Origin of the sequence: Acetobacterium sp., from assembly GCF_041752335.1 — a bacterium.
In the GTDB taxonomy this organism is placed as follows: domain Bacteria; phylum Bacillota; class Clostridia; order Eubacteriales; family Eubacteriaceae; genus Acetobacterium.
This window is the reverse complement of the sequence record NZ_JBGSHG010000115.1, coordinates 1-15,003: the sequence shown is the minus strand read 5'-3', so window position 1 is coordinate 15,003 and position 15,003 is coordinate 1. Positions and strand designations below refer to the sequence as shown.

Below are 15,003 nucleotides of genomic sequence, written 5' to 3'. Positions count from 1 at the left end.
AAAATCATGAATTTATGATAAAATACAGGTGGAAGGAAGTGAGTAAAATGCCAAGGTATTGTCCTAGATGTACTTACATTTTGAGTATTGACGATACAGAATGCAGATTTTGCGGCATGGTAATTGCAAAAGTAATCGATGTTGATAAGAAGACCGTCGATGATTTTCTTAAAGAAGAAGCCATGGAAAGCGGAAGCTTTTCGAGAGAATTCCTGGATGGCGGCAAAGAAATGATTCCTACCAAAGAAATAACAAGGTTTCAAAAAGATGATATATCTTTAACGGATGAACTAATCGCTGACGAAATTATTGGTGATAAATTATTCAGCCATGAAACTGAAAAAGGTTTTGAAATTGAAAGTTTATCAAAAGGTTTATTGGATCATGGTCGTGATATGACCCCTTCAACGGAAACCCGCATCTTAACCGATGATGATGAGTTTTTTGCAGAAGAAATGGTTGGCGATGAAATCATCGCAGATGGATTTTTGGCTCTCAAAAACAGACCCTACAATCTGCCCAAATCAATGCGGCTGTGATAAGTAAGAGATGACTAAATGATGAATAATCAAGAAAAACGTGATAAAAATGAGTCGAGTGTCCGATAGTGCACTTATCTGATTACAGGAGTTTTTTTAAGCAACTATGTAATTTTAAGATAATGGTATATCGGGCACTTTTTTTATTAGAAAAATCAAAAGAAGTTTGACAATATTGGATAATCGTACTATAATTGAAATACAAATTATTAGTTAGGAGTTATTCTTAATCATGAAAAGTAAAAAGATCCAACTTTATACCGACATGATCCGCGGTGCCGGATTAAAAGCTACGCCCCAACGGATCAGTGTTTTAAAAGTGTTGTCAGAAATGACATCTCATCCCAGCGCCGATATGCTGATGGAAGCCCTTGAAAATCAGGGATATGTGATGTCAGTGGGGACGATTTATAATATTCTGGAAACATTCTCTGAAAAAGGCCTGATTCTAAAACTGAAGGATAATCAGGAAGTGATGCGTTTTGACGCAAACACTCAGTTTCATGTGCATATTTACAACAAGGATAATAACGGCATCTGTGATTACTACGATCCTGAGCTGGAGGTTTTACTCTCCGATTATTTCAAGGATAAACTGCCTGAAGATGTTTCTTTGAATCGTATGGAAGTGTCTCTTTTTGCCTGATCGAAATTAAGAAAGCGGCTCTTGTATAACAGAATATTAATCTCTAAAAAGTCTGATGCTTTGGTATCAGGCTTTTATTATTTTGGGGATTGGTTAAAATGACAAATATTTACCAAGAATCATTCTTGACAAATATTTATTCCAGCTCTATAATTGAAACATGATTTTAATAGGAATGATTCTTTAAAAGAAACTAATAAATTTAAAATCAGTCGCGATTATTAAAGAATAAATTACTGGAGGGTTACATGAATTCAAATTTTAGTTGTAAAACCTGTGCAAGTGCGGATCAGAAACTGGAAACCTTTATTTCCAATCTCAGCGTCGATACATCCCATCACCGGATGGAAGGACAAAGTGTCAAATGTGGTTTCGGATTGCAGGGAATCTGCTGCCGGCTCTGTTCCAATGGGCCATGTCGGATCACCCCTGACGGACCCAAAGGGGTTTGCGGGGCCACTGCTGATACCATGGTGGCCAGGAACTTCCTGCGAGCCGTTTCAGCGGGGTCTGGATGTTATATCCATATTGTTGAAAACACTGCGCTGATGCTTAAGAAAACAGCAGCCAGCAAAGGAGTCTTAAAAGGCAAGGTAGCGCTGGCAAAACTGGCCGAAATCTTTGAAGTCAATGAAGCTGATGAACATGTCTGTGCTGAAAAAATTGCTGATATGGTTTTAGCTGATTTATATAAGCCCGACTATATTAAAATGGAACTGGTTGAAAAAATGGCCTATAAACCGCGTTTTGATCGTTGGAAAGAATTGGGGATTCTGCCAGGGGGAGCAAAATCTGAAGTTTTCGCAGGGGTTGTTAAAACATCCACCAATCTCAATTCTGATCCCGTTGATATGTATCTGAATTGTTTAAAACTGGGGATTTCCACCGGTCTTTATGGTTTAACACTAACCAATCTGTTAAACGACGTGATGTTGGGCGAACCATCGATCCGTCTGGCACCAGTGGGTTTACGGGTTATCGATACGGATTATATCAATATAATGATTACCGGCCATCAACATGCCATCTTTTCCTACTTACAGGATCGCCTGATTCAAGACGATGTTATCGAGAAAGCCAAAGCGGTCGGTGCCAAAGGATTTAAACTGGTCGGCTGTACCTGTGTCGGTCAGGACCTGCAGCTGCGCGGCGAACATTATAAAGAGGTATTCAACGGTCATGCCGGTAACAATTTTACCAGCGAAGCGATTCTGGCCACTGGCGCTATTGATGCAGTATTATCAGAGTTCAACTGTACCTTACCAGGGATCGAACCGATCTGTGATGAATTAAAAATCAAACAGATCTGTCTGGATGATGTTTCCAAAAAAGCCAATGCCGAAATGAAACCATTTGTATTTGAAGAAAGAGAAAGCCAGAGCGATGAAATTATCGAAGCGGTAATCGCAGCCTATCAGGCCCGACGGGGCGTTGTTGCGCTGAACATGGATGCTGATCACGGCAACGACGATACCTTAACCGGTGTCAGCGAGGGTTCGCTGAAATCATTTCTGGGAGGAACCTGGAAACCACTGATCGATCTCATTGTCAAAGGCGAAATCAAAGGGATTGCCGGCGTGGTCGGATGTTCCAGCTTAACAGCCGGCGGCCATGATGTGTTGACGGTTAATCTGGTCAAAGAATTGATTGCCAAAGATATTCTGGTTTTATCAGCCGGTTGTTCATCAGGCGGCCTCGAAAATGTCGGCCTGATGTCACCTTCAGCGGCAGCCCTGGCTGGACCAAAACTGCGGGCGGTTTGTGAAAGTCTGGGGATTCCACCGGTCTTAAACTTTGGCCCCTGTCTGGCGATTGGCCGGCTGGAGCTGGTAGCTACCGAACTGGCTGAAGCCCTCGGCGTCGATTTACCGCAGTTACCGCTGGTTTTATCGGCACCACAATGGCTGGAAGAACAAGCCCTGGCTGATGGGGCCTTTGGTTTAGCGCTGGGACTGCCGCTTCATTTAGGATTACCACCGTTTGTTACCGGAAGCCCCGTGGCTGTTCAGGTATTCACCCAGGATATGTTAAATCTAACCGGTGGACAACTGATCATTGATGACAATGCTAAATCAGCAGCCGCAACTTTGGATGCGATCATTGAAAAGAAACGCCAGGAATTAAACATCTAAGGAGGTGTAATCATGAAACGAATCATCATTGATCGTGAAAAATGCGATGGCTGTCTGAATTGCAACATCGCCTGTATCAGTGCCCATGAAGCCGGTAGTAATTTTTACACCGTCAATCTGCAGAGTCCTGCTGCGGAAACCCGCAACTTTATTAAATTTGATGCTCAAAAGGGCTATCTGCCGATTTTCTGCCGTCACTGTGACGAACCGGAATGCGTGCTGTCCTGTATGAGCGGCGCCCTGGAAAAAGACCCGTTAACCGGGCATGTGCAGTATGATGAAAGCAAATGTGCCGCCTGCTATATGTGCGTGATGAACTGCCCTTATGGGGTTTTAAAACCAGATAAACAAACCCGGACCAAGGTCATTAAATGTGATTTCTGCGATGATAAGCCGGATGGACCCAGCTGTGTCAAAGCCTGTCCCAAGAAAGCCATCGAAGTGAAAGAGGTAAGCTTATGAAAATCGTTATTATCGGCGCCAGCGCGGCCGGAATCAGTGCGGCCAAAACAATCAAAGCCTCAGAACCGGATACCGAAGTGGTGATTATTTCCAAAGAAAACAGCGTTCACTCCCGTTGTATGCTCCATAAGTTTTTGGGTCATCAGCGGGATGCCAAGGGGATTAGTTTTATTGCTGAGGACTTCTTTGAAACGAGTGGGATCACCTGGCTTAGTAACACCACCGTGATTAGCCTGGATGCTCAGAAAAAGACGGTAAAAACCCATGACAATCAGGATATCAGCTATGACAAGCTGTTGATTGCCAGCGGCGCTGCCTATTTCATCCCACCAATCCCGGGACTCCGGGAGTCAAAAAATGTTTACGGGTTCCGCGACTTAAAAGATGCCCAGTTGCTGGATAGTGAATGTAACACCGCTAAAAATGCTGTCGTTATCGGTGCTGGCCTAGTTGGTATGGACGCCGCGGTGGCGATGCTAGAGCGGGGATTAAAGGTAACCGTGATTGAAATGACCCCGGCGGTGATGAGTTTACAGCTGGATCAAAAATCAGCCCAAGCCTACCAGCAACGCTTTGAAGAGCATGGCGCGGAGTTTATTTTAAATGATAAGGTCGTTTCTGTTGACGTCGATGAAGTCGGGCGGGGAAAAACCATCCATCTGGCCAGTGGCAAAGCGATTCCGACTGATGTGATTGTCATAGCGGCCGGAGTTCGACCTGCCTTTAACTTTACTGAGGGATCCGGGATTGATACCAACCATGCTATTCTGGTCGGGGATGATCTTAAAACAAATGTTGACGATATCTATGCCGCTGGCGATGCTACCGGAATCGCCGGAATCTGGCCCAATGCCATGAAACAGGGACGGATTGCCGCGATTAACATGCTGGGCGAAAAACTCTTGTATGATGATCGTTATGCCCTTAAAAATACCGTTAATTTCTTTGGACTCACCACTTTGTCGCTGGGGAACATTAACCCGGAACCTGAAGAAAATTGCGATATCTTTATTCGCGAAGACCGCCAGAATTACCAGAAAGTTGTCCTGAAAAAGGGCGTCGTCCAGGGCGTCATATTCCAGGGCAATATCGGCGGCACCGGATTCTGGCAATACCTGATCAAGAATAAAATTGATGTTTCCGAAAAAAACAAGGATGTCTTCAATCTGAGCTATGCCGATTTTTATGATTTAAATCAGGACACTGGAGAATATAACTACGCTGTTTAAACGATAAAGTCTCAAAAATCTTAAGACTCTGGCGAACCTCTTTTCATTTCATTTCATTTGGTGTATACTACATTGAAGTAAAAATTATCAGAAAAATTTGGAGGAAATAATGTCAGAAACAACAAATCCAATTGTAAAAATTGAAATGGAAAATGGCCAGACAATAGAAGTGGAGTTATATCCGGAAGTTGCCCCGATCACCGTAGAAAACTTTTTAACCCTGGTTAATGATGGCTTCTATAACGGCTTAATCTTTCATCGGGTCATTCCCGGTTTTATGATTCAAGGCGGATGCCCCCAAGGTAGCGGAATGGGCGGCCCGGGACACACCATTAAAGGCGAATTCTCAGGCAACGGTGTGGTTAATGATCTGAAGCACGTTAAGGGTGTCATTTCCATGGCTCGTTCCGGGATGCCGGATTCTGCCGGTTCCCAGTTTTTTATCATGGTCGATGATGCGCCATTTTTAGATGGCCAATATGCGGCTTTTGGCAAGGTGATTTCAGGAATCGAAACAGCGGATGCAATTGTTGCCGTGGCTCGGGATCGATCAGACAAACCTCGCGAAGATCAGGTTATAAAAAAAATTGAAGCTGTATCCTGAATTATATTTTGAAATCATCATGTTTTTATGATAAAATAAAATAAAAAGGATGTGAGCGCAATGGCAAAGTATTGTCCCAAATGTTACGCCGGTATCGGTCCAGATGATGCGGTTTGTGGTAATTGTGGAAATGTGTTGAAGGAAAATGCCGGTGGGGTAGAAGATTTTACGGCAGGCGTTTTCGACAACGAAAATATCTCTCATGATGTTTCCGGTAAAGAGATTCCTGGTGAAATTCCAAATGAAGAAATTTTATCTCACGAAATTGTCGAGGATGAAATCATTGCAGATGGTATTGTTGAGGAGGAAATCCTTGTCTCCGAAGCCATCACAATAACCCCAGATCCTTATCAGACCTCTTCTCAATATCAGGCCCCAACCCAACGTCAGACTGCTGCAGAAAATGCCGAAGTCCCCATGACCCTGGGTGACTGGATGCTGACCCTGTTGCTGTTGTACTTACCGATAGTTAATATTGTGATGTTGATTATCTGGAGTGTTGATTCTAAAACCAGCACCACCAAAAAGCACTTTGCCTGGGCAACATTGATCTTTATGGGAATCGGCATTGTTCTTTCCATCATCTTCTCCAGCATTGTGATGGCCATTGTCGCATCAATGATGCAATCTATGTATTATTAAAAACTTCAGTTATAAATAAAAGAACCGTCTAACGACGGTTCTTTTTGTAAGTGTTAAGATAAATCAAAGATCAATAATCTAGCGGATCTTCCACGCAGCTGATAATGGCATTTTTAAAAGCTTCGCAGGCGGTTCGGCAATTGGATTGGGTACCGGTAAGGATGGCGCCGCTCAGATTTGAGTTGGTCGGGGGACCGAAGAATTTAACCACTTCCACATCGGCAACCGTTAAGGCTTCGTCGATCCCAACCACCCCTTCAAGAGCTGGGGCAAACAGGAAAGCGATCGATGAACCAATCGGCAGGCCATAGGTTTTTGAAAAATACTTGCCGATTTTAGGAACCAGCTGGGCATAAATCAGGTTGCTGTCATCATCATTGACACTGTAGATGCTCGATTTGTTTTCAGCATAGTCCCGGATATAACGGAGTCCGCTTTCAACGTCAGATACAGTCGGCCCAGTAATGACACCAAAAACCTGACCGTCGTTGAGCCCGGCACCGGCTCCATACAGGGTTTTAATGTAGACAACCTCGACATTTGAAGCTTTGGTGGCTTCATCGGCAGCACAATAACCCACACCATCGTATTGGGTGGTGAAAATGCCAATATCAATACAGCCCTCCGGCAAATCAAACTCTTCCAACATGATGTCTTCAACAGCGGTTAGCATTTTACTATAAACAAGTTCGCATTTAATTCTATCTCCAGTCATGGCATCATCTCCTTTTCTGAATTTTATCCAAATTTCTACTTATGTTTCATAATATCATTATTTCGGTCCCGGGACAATAAAAAAAAAGCAGCACTACGGGTAGTTATCTGCTTTTTTTCTGGTTTAGTCCGGCTAACATGAAAGTTATTCGGAAATGGTTTCGATCGCCCCGTATTTACGAAAGCGTTGGTAACGGTGTTCCGTCAATTGTTCATGATCCAGGGCCTGGTTTTTTTGAAAGCTTTTATAGAGACCGATTTTCAGTTCCCGATAGACGTTCTTAAAATCACGATGGTTTTCGGAAATAATCTTATCGACGACCTGGAGTTCCAATAAATCCTGGGCCGTCAGCTTGAGACAATTGGCGGCTTCTTTGGTTTTGGAGGCATCCTTCCAGAGAATACTGGCGCAGCCTTCGGGCGAGATCACCGAGTAAATGGCATTTTCCAGCATCCACACCTCATCGGCTACCCCCAGAGCCAGCGCGCCGCCGCTGCCGCCTTCGCCAATGACAATGGCCAGGATCGGCACCTTAAGGCTCATCATTTCCATCAGATTGTTGGCAATGGCATGACCCTGGCCCCGTTCTTCGGCCCCGATACCGCAAAATGCCCCGGAGGTATCAATCAGACAGACAATCGGACGATTGAATTTTTCGGCCAGTTTCATCTGCCGCAGGGCTTTTCGATAGCCTTCGGGATGGGCAGAGCCGAAGTTACGTTTGACCCGGGTCTTCGTATTTTTACCCCGTTCCTGGGCAATCACCGTTACTGGCATGTCCATTAACATGGCCAATCCGGTAATCATCGCCGGATCGTCACCAAAGCAACGGTCGCCATGGAGTTCGATAAAATCGGTAAACAGATTATCAATAAAATCCTGTCCCGTCGGGCGGGTCTTTTTACGAGCCAGGGCGACCCGTTTATATGCTTCCATCTTGATCACCGCCTTTGGGAATCTGGTGCAGGGTTAATAGCCGCTTGACCGTTTCTTTTTGGATACTGCGGGGCACAATCGCATCCACAAATCCTTTTTCCAGTAAAAATTCAGCCCGTTGAAAGCCCTTCGGCAATCGCTGCCGAATGGTTTGTTCAATCACCCGGGGACCGGCAAAGGCAATTAAAGCTTCGGGTTCGGCCAGAATAATATCGCCTTCCATGGCAAAACTGGCAGTGACACCGCCGGTAGTGGGGTCGGTCAGAATCGTCAGATAGAGCAAACCGGCATCACTGTGACGTTTGACGGCGCCACTGGTTTTGGCCATCTGCATCAGGGCCAGCATCCCTTCCTGCATCCGGGCGCCGCCGGAGACGGTGTAGCCGATCACCGGCAGCCGATGCTTAAGGGCATATTCAAAGATCAGGGTGATTTTTTCACCCACCACCTGACCCATACTGCCCATCATAAAGGTAGCCTCCATGACGAATAGCGCCACCTTGTGACTGTCAATTTTTCCAGTGCCAATGATGACCCCTTCGTTTTCGTGGCTGAACAGGGTGGCCTGCTCCAGCTTTTCATCGTAGCCGGGAAAGTCCAGGCGATTGGTTGAAGACAGCTCGTGATACTGCTCCACAAAGGTATCCTGATCAATAATCATATTCAGGCGTTGTCGGGCGTTAATGCGAAAATGGTGACCACATTTGGGACAGACATGGAAGTTATTTTCTAAATCTGAAGTGAAGCTCAATTGTTTGCAGGATGGACAGCTCCGGCACAGTTCCGAGGGAATGGCCGGATCCGTTTTACGTTTAATCCGATGCTGGGCTTCCAGTTCATTTTTTGGTTTTTTAAATAGACCTTTATTTAGCATTTAAAACCTCCATTTCTATTCAGACAAGGGTTTGCCGAATTCATTTTCCATAAAATCGGTATAATAATCTCCCGCAATAAATAAGGGATGACTGAGAATATCCAATTGCACCTGACTGGTGTGGTCGATGCCTTCAATTACCAGCTCGCACAAAGCCGCTTTCATTTTGCGGATCGTCAGCTCCCGGGTTTTAGAATGGACAATCAGCTTGCCGACCATCGAGTCGTAATAGGGGGGGATCGAATAACCCTGATAGAGCAGGGTATCAAAACGCACCCAGGGACCACCGGGAACATGCAAAAAACTGATGGTGCCGCAGTTGGGCCGAAAATCCAGCAGCGGGTTTTCGGCATTGATCCGGCATTCGATGGCGTGACCTTGAATATGGACATCTTCCTGACCAAAGGTCAGGGGCAGACCGGCGGCAATCCGGATCTGCCATTTGACAATATCCACCCCGGTGACCATTTCGGTAATCGGATGCTCAACCTGCAGCCGGGTGTTCATTTCCATAAAATAAAAATGACCCTGGGCATCCATTAAAAACTCTATCGTACCGGCATTTTCATAGCCAATGGTTAGCGCTGCCTGACGGGATACTGCCATCATGGCCTGACGGATTTCCGGGGTCAGGGATGGGGAAGGGCTTTCTTCCAGCAGCTTCTGATTTTTACGTTGAACTGAACACTCCCGTTCACCCAGCGCCACCACATGCTGATGCGAATCGCACAGCAGTTGAATTTCGATATGTTTGACCCGGGTTAAAAACTTTTCCAGATAAACGCCATCGTCATTGAAGGCATTTTGCGCTTCCTGACGGGCCAGGGCATATTCGTTGAGAAAATCCTCGGATCGTTCGACCAGCCGGATGCCCTTGCCACCACCGCCGGAGCGGGCTTTGACTAACAGCGGATAGCCGATTTCATCGGCTCTTTGATGAGCCATGGCCGGATCGTTTAAAATATCGGTGCCGGGAACAATCGGGACGCCGGCCGCCGCCATGGTGGCCCGGGCCTGGTCCTTATCGCCCATTTTCTGGATGATTTCCCAGCTCGGTCCAATAAAGGCGATGCCGCATTGGGCGCACAGCCGGGCGAACTTGGGGTTTTCCGAAAGCAGTCCGTAGCCGGGATGGATGGCTTCGGCTCCGGTTAATACCGCCGCCGATAAGATCGCCGAAATGTTCAGATAAGAGTCAGAGACAGCTGCCGGTCCAATACAAATACTTTCATCAGCCAGGCTGACATGGAGGCTGTTTTCGTCGGCGGTGGAGAAGACGGCAACGGTGGCCACGCCCATTTCTTTACAGGCACGGATAATCCGCAGGGCAATTTCGCCCCGGTTGGCGATTAGTATTTTAGAAAACACGGCCTTCCTCCTTACTCAATCAGGGCAAAAGAGAATTCTCCCACCACGGCAACCTTGCCATTGACCGAACCGGAGCCGCTGGCAAAATAAAAAGGCGCCTTGGACCGGGTAATGCTGCAGGTGATTTCAATGGTATCACCGGGGAAAACCTTTTCTTTAAATTTAACCTTATTTAGGCCGGTAAAATAGGGCGTCTTGTTGGCACCATCCAGATCGGCCATTAAGACGCAGCTGGTCTGAGCCATAATTTCACAAAGAATCACACCGGGCACGACCGGGTTACCGGGAAAATGTCCCTGTAAAAAAAACTCGTCGCCGGTTACGGTGTAGCGTCCGGTGGCGGTGGTATCATCTATTTTTTCAGCCTCGTCAATCAGGAGCATCGGCTCCCGGTGAGGCAGGATCTTCTTTAATTCATCACGTTTCATTCTGATTTCCTTCTGAATTTTATATAAAATTCCGTTTAGTAATTTTTCAGACCGTTAACAAGCTTTAGCCGTACCGATCAGGATCGGTACGGGGCTAGTAACGCTGTCTAAAATTTAGTCTTCAACGATGCGATAAAGCACCTGACCGAATTCGACGACCTGGCCGTTGCCGACGCAGACTTCCATAATGGTTCCGGGAGTCTCGGCGGTAATTTCGTTCATCAGCTTCATCGCCTCGATGATACACAGGGTGTCGCCTTCGGAAAAGTGCTGCCCCTTGGTGACATAGGCGGGATTGCCGGGCTGACTGCTTTGATAGAAAACACCCACCATCGGCGATTTTATTTCTTTCCAGTGGGCAGTTTCAGTGATCTCAATGGCTTCCGCTGCCACCGGCTGGGTATGATGGGGAAGGGGTGCAGTTGCCGCCATCGGGGGTTCCTGATAAGTAATTCCGCCGGGATGCGTCGATCCGCTTTCCCGTTTCATTTCGATCTTCAGATTACCCTGATCAAGGGCCAGACTGGTGAGTTTTTCTTCAGACATGATCTTGGCCAGGGCCTGGATGGTTTCGGTATTTAATTCCATAGTATCTTCTCCTCTATCTAACAAATGCCAGACAAGCGTTGTGACCACCAAATCCAAGCGAAATGGACAGGGCAACGTCACTTTGGACGGCCCGTTTCTGATTGGGGACATAATCCAGATCACAGTCCGGATCAGCTTCCTGATAACCAATGGTGGGGGGGACAATGCCGTCTTTTAAGGCCAACACTGAGGCGATTGCTTCGATGGCGCCGGCGGCTCCCAACATATGACCTGTCATTGATTTGGTGGAGCTGACCAGGGTGCGGCTGATATGTTCACCCAGGGCATTTTTAATGGCAATGGTTTCTGATTTATCGTTAAGGGGGGTGCTGGTGCCGTGGGCGTTGACATAAATCTGAGCTTCCTCAAATTTGACCCCCGCACTGACGGCTTCGGCCATGGCCAGGCTGATGGCCCGGGTTCCGCCGATGGCATCAGGATGGGGGGCGGTGATATGGTAGGCATCACAGGTATTGCCGTAGCCGACAACTTCGCCATAGATTTTAGCGCCGCGGTTCAGGGCCGATTCCCGTTCTTCCAGGACCAGAGCGCCGGCGCCTTCACCCATCACAAAACCGCTGCGGTTTTTGTCAAAGGGGATGGAGGCCCGGGCCGGATCATTCACGGTGGTCAGGGCCGTTAGATTAGTAAAGCCGGCCACCGACAGCGGTGAAATACTGGCCTCGGTGCCGCCGGCAATAATGGCATCGGCATAACCGTGCTTAATACTCCGGAAGGCTTCCCCAATTGAATGGGTACCAGTGGCGCAAGCCGTGACAATCGGCAGACAGGGACCCTGGGCATTATAACGAATGGCAATGGTGCCGGCGGCGATATTTGAAATCATCATCGGGATGAAAAAAGGCGAAATCCGGCCGGGGCCTTTGGTATCCATTTTATGGCATTCATCAATAAAGGTATGAATGCCGCCAATGCCGGAACCCATAAAAACACCCAGTCGGGTGGGGTCCACATGGGCTTGCACACCGCTGTCTTCCATCGCCTGGACAGCTGCGCCGATCCCGTATTGGGTAAACATATCAGTTTTTCGGATTTCATTTTTTTTAATATAGTCAAGGGGTTCAAAATCATGAACCTCACCTGCAATTTTCACTTTTAAGTCGGTGGTATCAAATTTCTTAATAAAGTCGATGCCGCATTTTCCATTTTTGAGATTTTCCCAAAAACGTTCTACCGTGCTACCCACTGGAGAAACGGTGCCACATCCTGTTATAACAACTCGTCGATTCATTGATTACTCCTAAATATAGAGACCGCCATCAATTTTAATGACTTCTCCTGTAATATAGCCTGATAAATCGCTACTTAAATAAACGCAGAGATTGGCGATGTCGTCGGCCTGTCCTAAACGTTTTAAGGGAATTTGTTTGAGAATTTCAGCTTTAATTTCGGGTTTTAGTTCTTTGGTCATATCGGTATCAATAAAACCTGGGGCAATGGCATTACAGGTGACTCCCCGCAGGGCCATTTCTTTGGCCGCTGACTTGGTCAGACCGATCAGTCCTGCTTTAGCAGCAGCATAGTTACATTGGCCGATGTTGCCCATCAGGCCGGAAACCGAGGAAATATTGATAATTCGGCCTTTACGCTGCTTAAGCAGGTAGGCACCGACGTGTTTGGTCATGTTGAAGGCGCCCTTTAAATTGGTGTTAATGACGCTGTCAAAATCTTCTTCCTTCATGGCGATTAACAATTTGTCATTGGTAATCCCGGCATTATTCACCAGGATATCCAAGCCGTCAAAATCTTTGATAACCTGGGCCACCAGTTCTTTGGTGGCGTTAAAGTCAGCGACATCACATTGATAACTTTTGGCCTGGACACCCAGCGCCAGCAGTTCTTCGATGGTTTGTTCAGCATTTTTCTGGCTGCCGCGGTAGATAATGGCCACATTTCCATGGGCCTGGGCAATTTTAAGAGCGATCGCCCGGCCAATTCCTTTGGCGCCGCCGGTGATCAGTGCGGTTTTTCCTGTTAACATACAAAAGACCATTCCTTTCCTGCATTTTTTGCTTCAAGATAATCAGTTAACACGGTTTCAACATGATAACAGGTGACTGATTTATCGATTTTTTTAATAAAGCCGCTCAGGGTTTTACCGGGGCCGCATTCAATAAAGGTGGTAAATCCGTCGGCAATCATATTGCGGATGGTTTGTTCCCATAGCACCGGATGATTGATCTGATGCAGAATGTAATCACGGATATCCACCGGAGCTTCGGGGTAGGGTTTTGCATAAGCATTGGAATAGAGGGGGATGGATCCCGCCGCAAATGTCAGTTCATAAATTTTCTGCTCCAGCAGCTTGGTTGCATAAGTCATAAACGGTGAATGGAAGCCGCCGGACAATGTCAGGGGAATACCCCGTCCGCCCTGCTCTTTGACCCGCGTCAAAAATGCTTCCTGATCGTCCTTCAGCAACGCCACAACCAGCTGCCCGGGACAATTATAATTGACCGGATAGCATTGATTGAATTCTTTGCAGAGTGCTTCCACCGTGGCGTTGTCCAGTTTTAAAACCGCCACCATGGCTGCCGGCGTCATCTGCGACGCTTCTTCCATGGCGCGACCACGTTTTTTAACAAATTTTAGGCCGTCGTCCATCGAAAGGATGCCGGATGCCACCAGACCGGTTACCTCTCCCAGCGAGAAGCCGGCGATCCCCTGAGCTTCGACGCCAACGCATTTTAAGGCTGCCAGCGCCGCCAGCTCCACGGCAAAAATGCAGGGTTGGGTATTCTGGGTTTGGTTGAGTGCTTCAGCCGGCCCCTCAAAACAGAGGGTTGAGGTGCCGGGATGAACGGCATCAACCTGGTCGAAAATTTCCCGGGAGCATTGACTAAGTTCGTAAAGGGGTTTGCCCATCCCCACATACTGTGAGCCCTGACCGGGGAAAAGCAGTGCTATTTTACCCATTGTGTTCCTCCTTTTAAAACTGTTTCGGTTTCTTCAGCCAGTGTTAAAATGATTTCCTTCACGCTTTGTTTTTCTTTAATCATGCCGGCAATCTGACCAGCCATGAAGCAACCTTTTTGAGAATCACCTTCCTGAGCGGCAATGCGAAGCGCACCCCGACCGTATTCTTCCAGGACTTCTGGCGGTGTAGTAGGGTCATTTTCTGCTTTAATAAAGTCTTTGGAAAAGGTTGTTTTTAAGGAACGAACCGGATGACCCAGTGACCGGCCGCTGAGGGTGGTATCAATATCTTTGGCTTTGATAATTTTATCTTTATAATTTTCATGGATGTTGGTTTCGTGGGCAACTAAAAAGCGGGTGCCCAGTTGAACGCCCACCGCGCCCAGCATTAGAGCGGCGGCAATGCCCCGGCCATCGCCAATTCCGCCGGCAGCAATGACCGGAATCGAAACCGCGTCACAGACCTGGGGAATTAACGGCAGGGTGGATATTTCACCAACGTGTCCGCCGGATTCGCCGCCTTCGGCAATCACTGCTGTGGCGCCGGCCCGTTCCGAAAACCGCGCCAATCCGGTCGAAGGGACCACGGGAATAACCTTGATACCGGCTTCAATCCACAGCTTCATGAATTTACCAGGATTACCGGCACCGGTTGTGACAACCGGGACCTTTTCATCAATCAGCACCTGAGCAATTTTATCCACATGGGGATTCATCAGCATCACGTTGACTCCAAAGGGTTTGTCGGTCAGGCTCTTGGCTTTATGAATTTCATTGCGCAGCCAATTTTCATCGGCGTTCATTGACGAAATAATCCCTAAACCACCTGCATTTGACACGGCAGCTGCAAGCTGAGCATCGGATATCCACGCCATTCCTCCTTGAAGAATGGGAAATTCAATG

At 47.1% G+C, this 15,003-nt stretch carries 17 protein-coding genes; 7 read left to right on the top strand and 10 right to left on the bottom strand.

From position 1 onward, the window contains the following. Positions 1-116: 116 nt before the first annotated feature. The 7 genes from ACEW8F_RS13825 to ACEW8F_RS13795 all read left to right on the top strand — a co-directional run bounded on the left by ACEW8F_RS13825 (position 117) and on the right by ACEW8F_RS13795 (position 6,254). Positions 117-539: a hypothetical protein gene (locus ACEW8F_RS13825; RefSeq protein WP_373484051.1), complete on the top strand. Its 423-nt coding sequence runs from the start codon at positions 117-119 to the stop codon at positions 537-539. 232 nt (positions 540-771) lie between these two features. Beyond that, positions 772-1,185, top strand: coding sequence for a Fur family transcriptional regulator (locus tag ACEW8F_RS13820; RefSeq protein ID WP_373484050.1), 414 nt, complete (start codon positions 772-774; stop codon positions 1,183-1,185). Positions 1,186-1,433: 248 nt separating this feature from the next. After that, complete coding sequence (gene cooS, locus ACEW8F_RS13815) at positions 1,434-3,317, top strand: anaerobic carbon-monoxide dehydrogenase catalytic subunit (RefSeq protein ID WP_373484049.1); 1,884 nt, start codon at positions 1,434-1,436, stop codon at positions 3,315-3,317. 12 nt (positions 3,318-3,329) lie between these two features. Then, positions 3,330-3,779, top strand: a complete 450-nt coding sequence (locus ACEW8F_RS13810) for a 4Fe-4S dicluster domain-containing protein (protein WP_373484048.1) — start codon at positions 3,330-3,332, stop codon at positions 3,777-3,779. Continuing rightward, complete coding sequence (locus tag ACEW8F_RS13805; protein WP_373484047.1) at positions 3,776-5,008, top strand: NAD(P)/FAD-dependent oxidoreductase; 1,233 nt, start codon at positions 3,776-3,778, stop codon at positions 5,006-5,008. Before ACEW8F_RS13810 ends, ACEW8F_RS13805 begins: the two co-directional genes overlap by 4 nt. 109 nt (positions 5,009-5,117) lie before the next feature. Beyond that, complete coding sequence (locus tag ACEW8F_RS13800) at positions 5,118-5,612, top strand: peptidylprolyl isomerase (protein WP_373484046.1); 495 nt, start codon at positions 5,118-5,120, stop codon at positions 5,610-5,612. A 60-nt stretch (positions 5,613-5,672) separates the two neighbouring features. After that, positions 5,673-6,254: a zinc ribbon domain-containing protein gene (locus ACEW8F_RS13795; protein ID WP_373484045.1), complete on the top strand. Its 582-nt coding sequence runs from the start codon at positions 5,673-5,675 to the stop codon at positions 6,252-6,254. A 70-nt stretch (positions 6,255-6,324) separates the two neighbouring features. Here ACEW8F_RS13795 and eutL read toward each other — a convergent pair whose 3' ends face one another. From eutL to ACEW8F_RS13745, 10 genes are all read right to left on the bottom strand, one after another. Further along, positions 6,325-6,969, bottom strand: coding sequence for an ethanolamine utilization microcompartment protein EutL (gene eutL, locus ACEW8F_RS13790; RefSeq protein WP_373484044.1), 645 nt, complete (start codon positions 6,967-6,969; stop codon positions 6,325-6,327). 144 nt (positions 6,970-7,113) lie between these two features. Continuing rightward, a complete protein-coding gene (locus ACEW8F_RS13785) occupies positions 7,114-7,905 on the bottom strand; it encodes an acetyl-CoA carboxylase carboxyltransferase subunit alpha (RefSeq protein ID WP_373484043.1) in 792 nt (263 codons plus the stop codon). Beyond that, positions 7,892-8,779 carry an acetyl-CoA carboxylase, carboxyltransferase subunit beta gene (gene accD / locus ACEW8F_RS13780; RefSeq protein WP_373484042.1) on the bottom strand — a complete coding sequence of 296 codons (888 nt, stop codon included), beginning with the start codon at positions 8,777-8,779 and terminating at the stop codon, positions 7,892-7,894. Before accD ends, ACEW8F_RS13785 begins: the two co-directional genes overlap by 14 nt. 15 nt (positions 8,780-8,794) lie before the next feature. Continuing rightward, positions 8,795-10,147: an acetyl-CoA carboxylase biotin carboxylase subunit gene (gene accC / locus ACEW8F_RS13775; protein ID WP_373484041.1), complete on the bottom strand. Its 1,353-nt coding sequence runs from the start codon at positions 10,145-10,147 to the stop codon at positions 8,795-8,797. 11 nt (positions 10,148-10,158) lie between these two features. After that, a complete protein-coding gene (gene fabZ / locus ACEW8F_RS13770; protein WP_373484040.1) occupies positions 10,159-10,575 on the bottom strand; it encodes a 3-hydroxyacyl-ACP dehydratase FabZ in 417 nt (138 codons plus the stop codon). 114 nt (positions 10,576-10,689) lie between these two features. Then, complete coding sequence (gene accB, locus ACEW8F_RS13765; protein ID WP_373484039.1) at positions 10,690-11,163, bottom strand: acetyl-CoA carboxylase biotin carboxyl carrier protein; 474 nt, start codon at positions 11,161-11,163, stop codon at positions 10,690-10,692. A gap of 13 nt (positions 11,164-11,176) precedes the next feature. Beyond that, a complete protein-coding gene (gene fabF / locus ACEW8F_RS13760; protein WP_373484038.1) occupies positions 11,177-12,415 on the bottom strand; it encodes a beta-ketoacyl-ACP synthase II in 1,239 nt (412 codons plus the stop codon). Positions 12,416-12,424: 9 nt separating this feature from the next. Then, entirely contained in the window at positions 12,425-13,165 is a 741-nt protein-coding gene (gene fabG / locus ACEW8F_RS13755) for a 3-oxoacyl-[acyl-carrier-protein] reductase (protein ID WP_373484037.1), read from the bottom strand. Beyond that, entirely contained in the window at positions 13,159-14,100 is a 942-nt protein-coding gene (locus ACEW8F_RS13750; protein WP_373484036.1) for an ACP S-malonyltransferase, read from the bottom strand. Before ACEW8F_RS13750 ends, fabG begins: the two co-directional genes overlap by 7 nt. After that, a complete protein-coding gene (locus tag ACEW8F_RS13745; RefSeq protein ID WP_373484035.1) occupies positions 14,088-15,002 on the bottom strand; it encodes a nitronate monooxygenase in 915 nt (304 codons plus the stop codon). Before ACEW8F_RS13745 ends, ACEW8F_RS13750 begins: the two co-directional genes overlap by 13 nt. Position 15,003: the final 1 nt, after the last annotated feature.

Bases quoted from the DNA above. Each gene is read 5' to 3' on its own strand.
- ACEW8F_RS13825 (WP_373484051.1), top strand. From the start codon at position 117: ATGGTAATTGCAAAAGTAATCGATGTTGATAAGAAGACCGTCGATGAT.
- ACEW8F_RS13820 (WP_373484050.1), top strand. From the start codon at position 772: ATGAAAAGTAAAAAGATCCAACTTTATACCGACATGATCCGCGGTGCC.
- cooS (WP_373484049.1), top strand. From the start codon at position 1,434: ATGAATTCAAATTTTAGTTGTAAAACCTGTGCAAGTGCGGATCAGAAA.
- ACEW8F_RS13810 (WP_373484048.1), top strand. From the start codon at position 3,330: ATGAAACGAATCATCATTGATCGTGAAAAATGCGATGGCTGTCTGAAT.
- ACEW8F_RS13805 (WP_373484047.1), top strand. From the start codon at position 3,776: ATGAAAATCGTTATTATCGGCGCCAGCGCGGCCGGAATCAGTGCGGCC.
- ACEW8F_RS13800 (WP_373484046.1), top strand. From the start codon at position 5,118: ATGTCAGAAACAACAAATCCAATTGTAAAAATTGAAATGGAAAATGGC.
- ACEW8F_RS13795 (WP_373484045.1), top strand. From the start codon at position 5,673: ATGGCAAAGTATTGTCCCAAATGTTACGCCGGTATCGGTCCAGATGAT.
- eutL (WP_373484044.1), bottom strand. From the start codon at position 6,969: ATGACTGGAGATAGAATTAAATGCGAACTTGTTTATAGTAAAATGCTA.
- ACEW8F_RS13785 (WP_373484043.1), bottom strand. From the start codon at position 7,905: ATGGAAGCATATAAACGGGTCGCCCTGGCTCGTAAAAAGACCCGCCCG.
- accD (WP_373484042.1), bottom strand. From the start codon at position 8,779: ATGCTAAATAAAGGTCTATTTAAAAAACCAAAAAATGAACTGGAAGCC.
- fabZ (WP_373484040.1), bottom strand. From the start codon at position 10,575: ATGAAACGTGATGAATTAAAGAAGATCCTGCCTCACCGGGAGCCGATG.
- accB (WP_373484039.1), bottom strand. From the start codon at position 11,163: ATGGAATTAAATACCGAAACCATCCAGGCCCTGGCCAAGATCATGTCT.
- fabF (WP_373484038.1), bottom strand. From the start codon at position 12,415: ATGAATCGACGAGTTGTTATAACAGGATGTGGCACCGTTTCTCCAGTG.
- fabG (WP_373484037.1), bottom strand. From the start codon at position 13,165: ATGTTAACAGGAAAAACCGCACTGATCACCGGCGGCGCCAAAGGAATT.
- ACEW8F_RS13750 (WP_373484036.1), bottom strand. From the start codon at position 14,100: ATGGGTAAAATAGCACTGCTTTTCCCCGGTCAGGGCTCACAGTATGTG.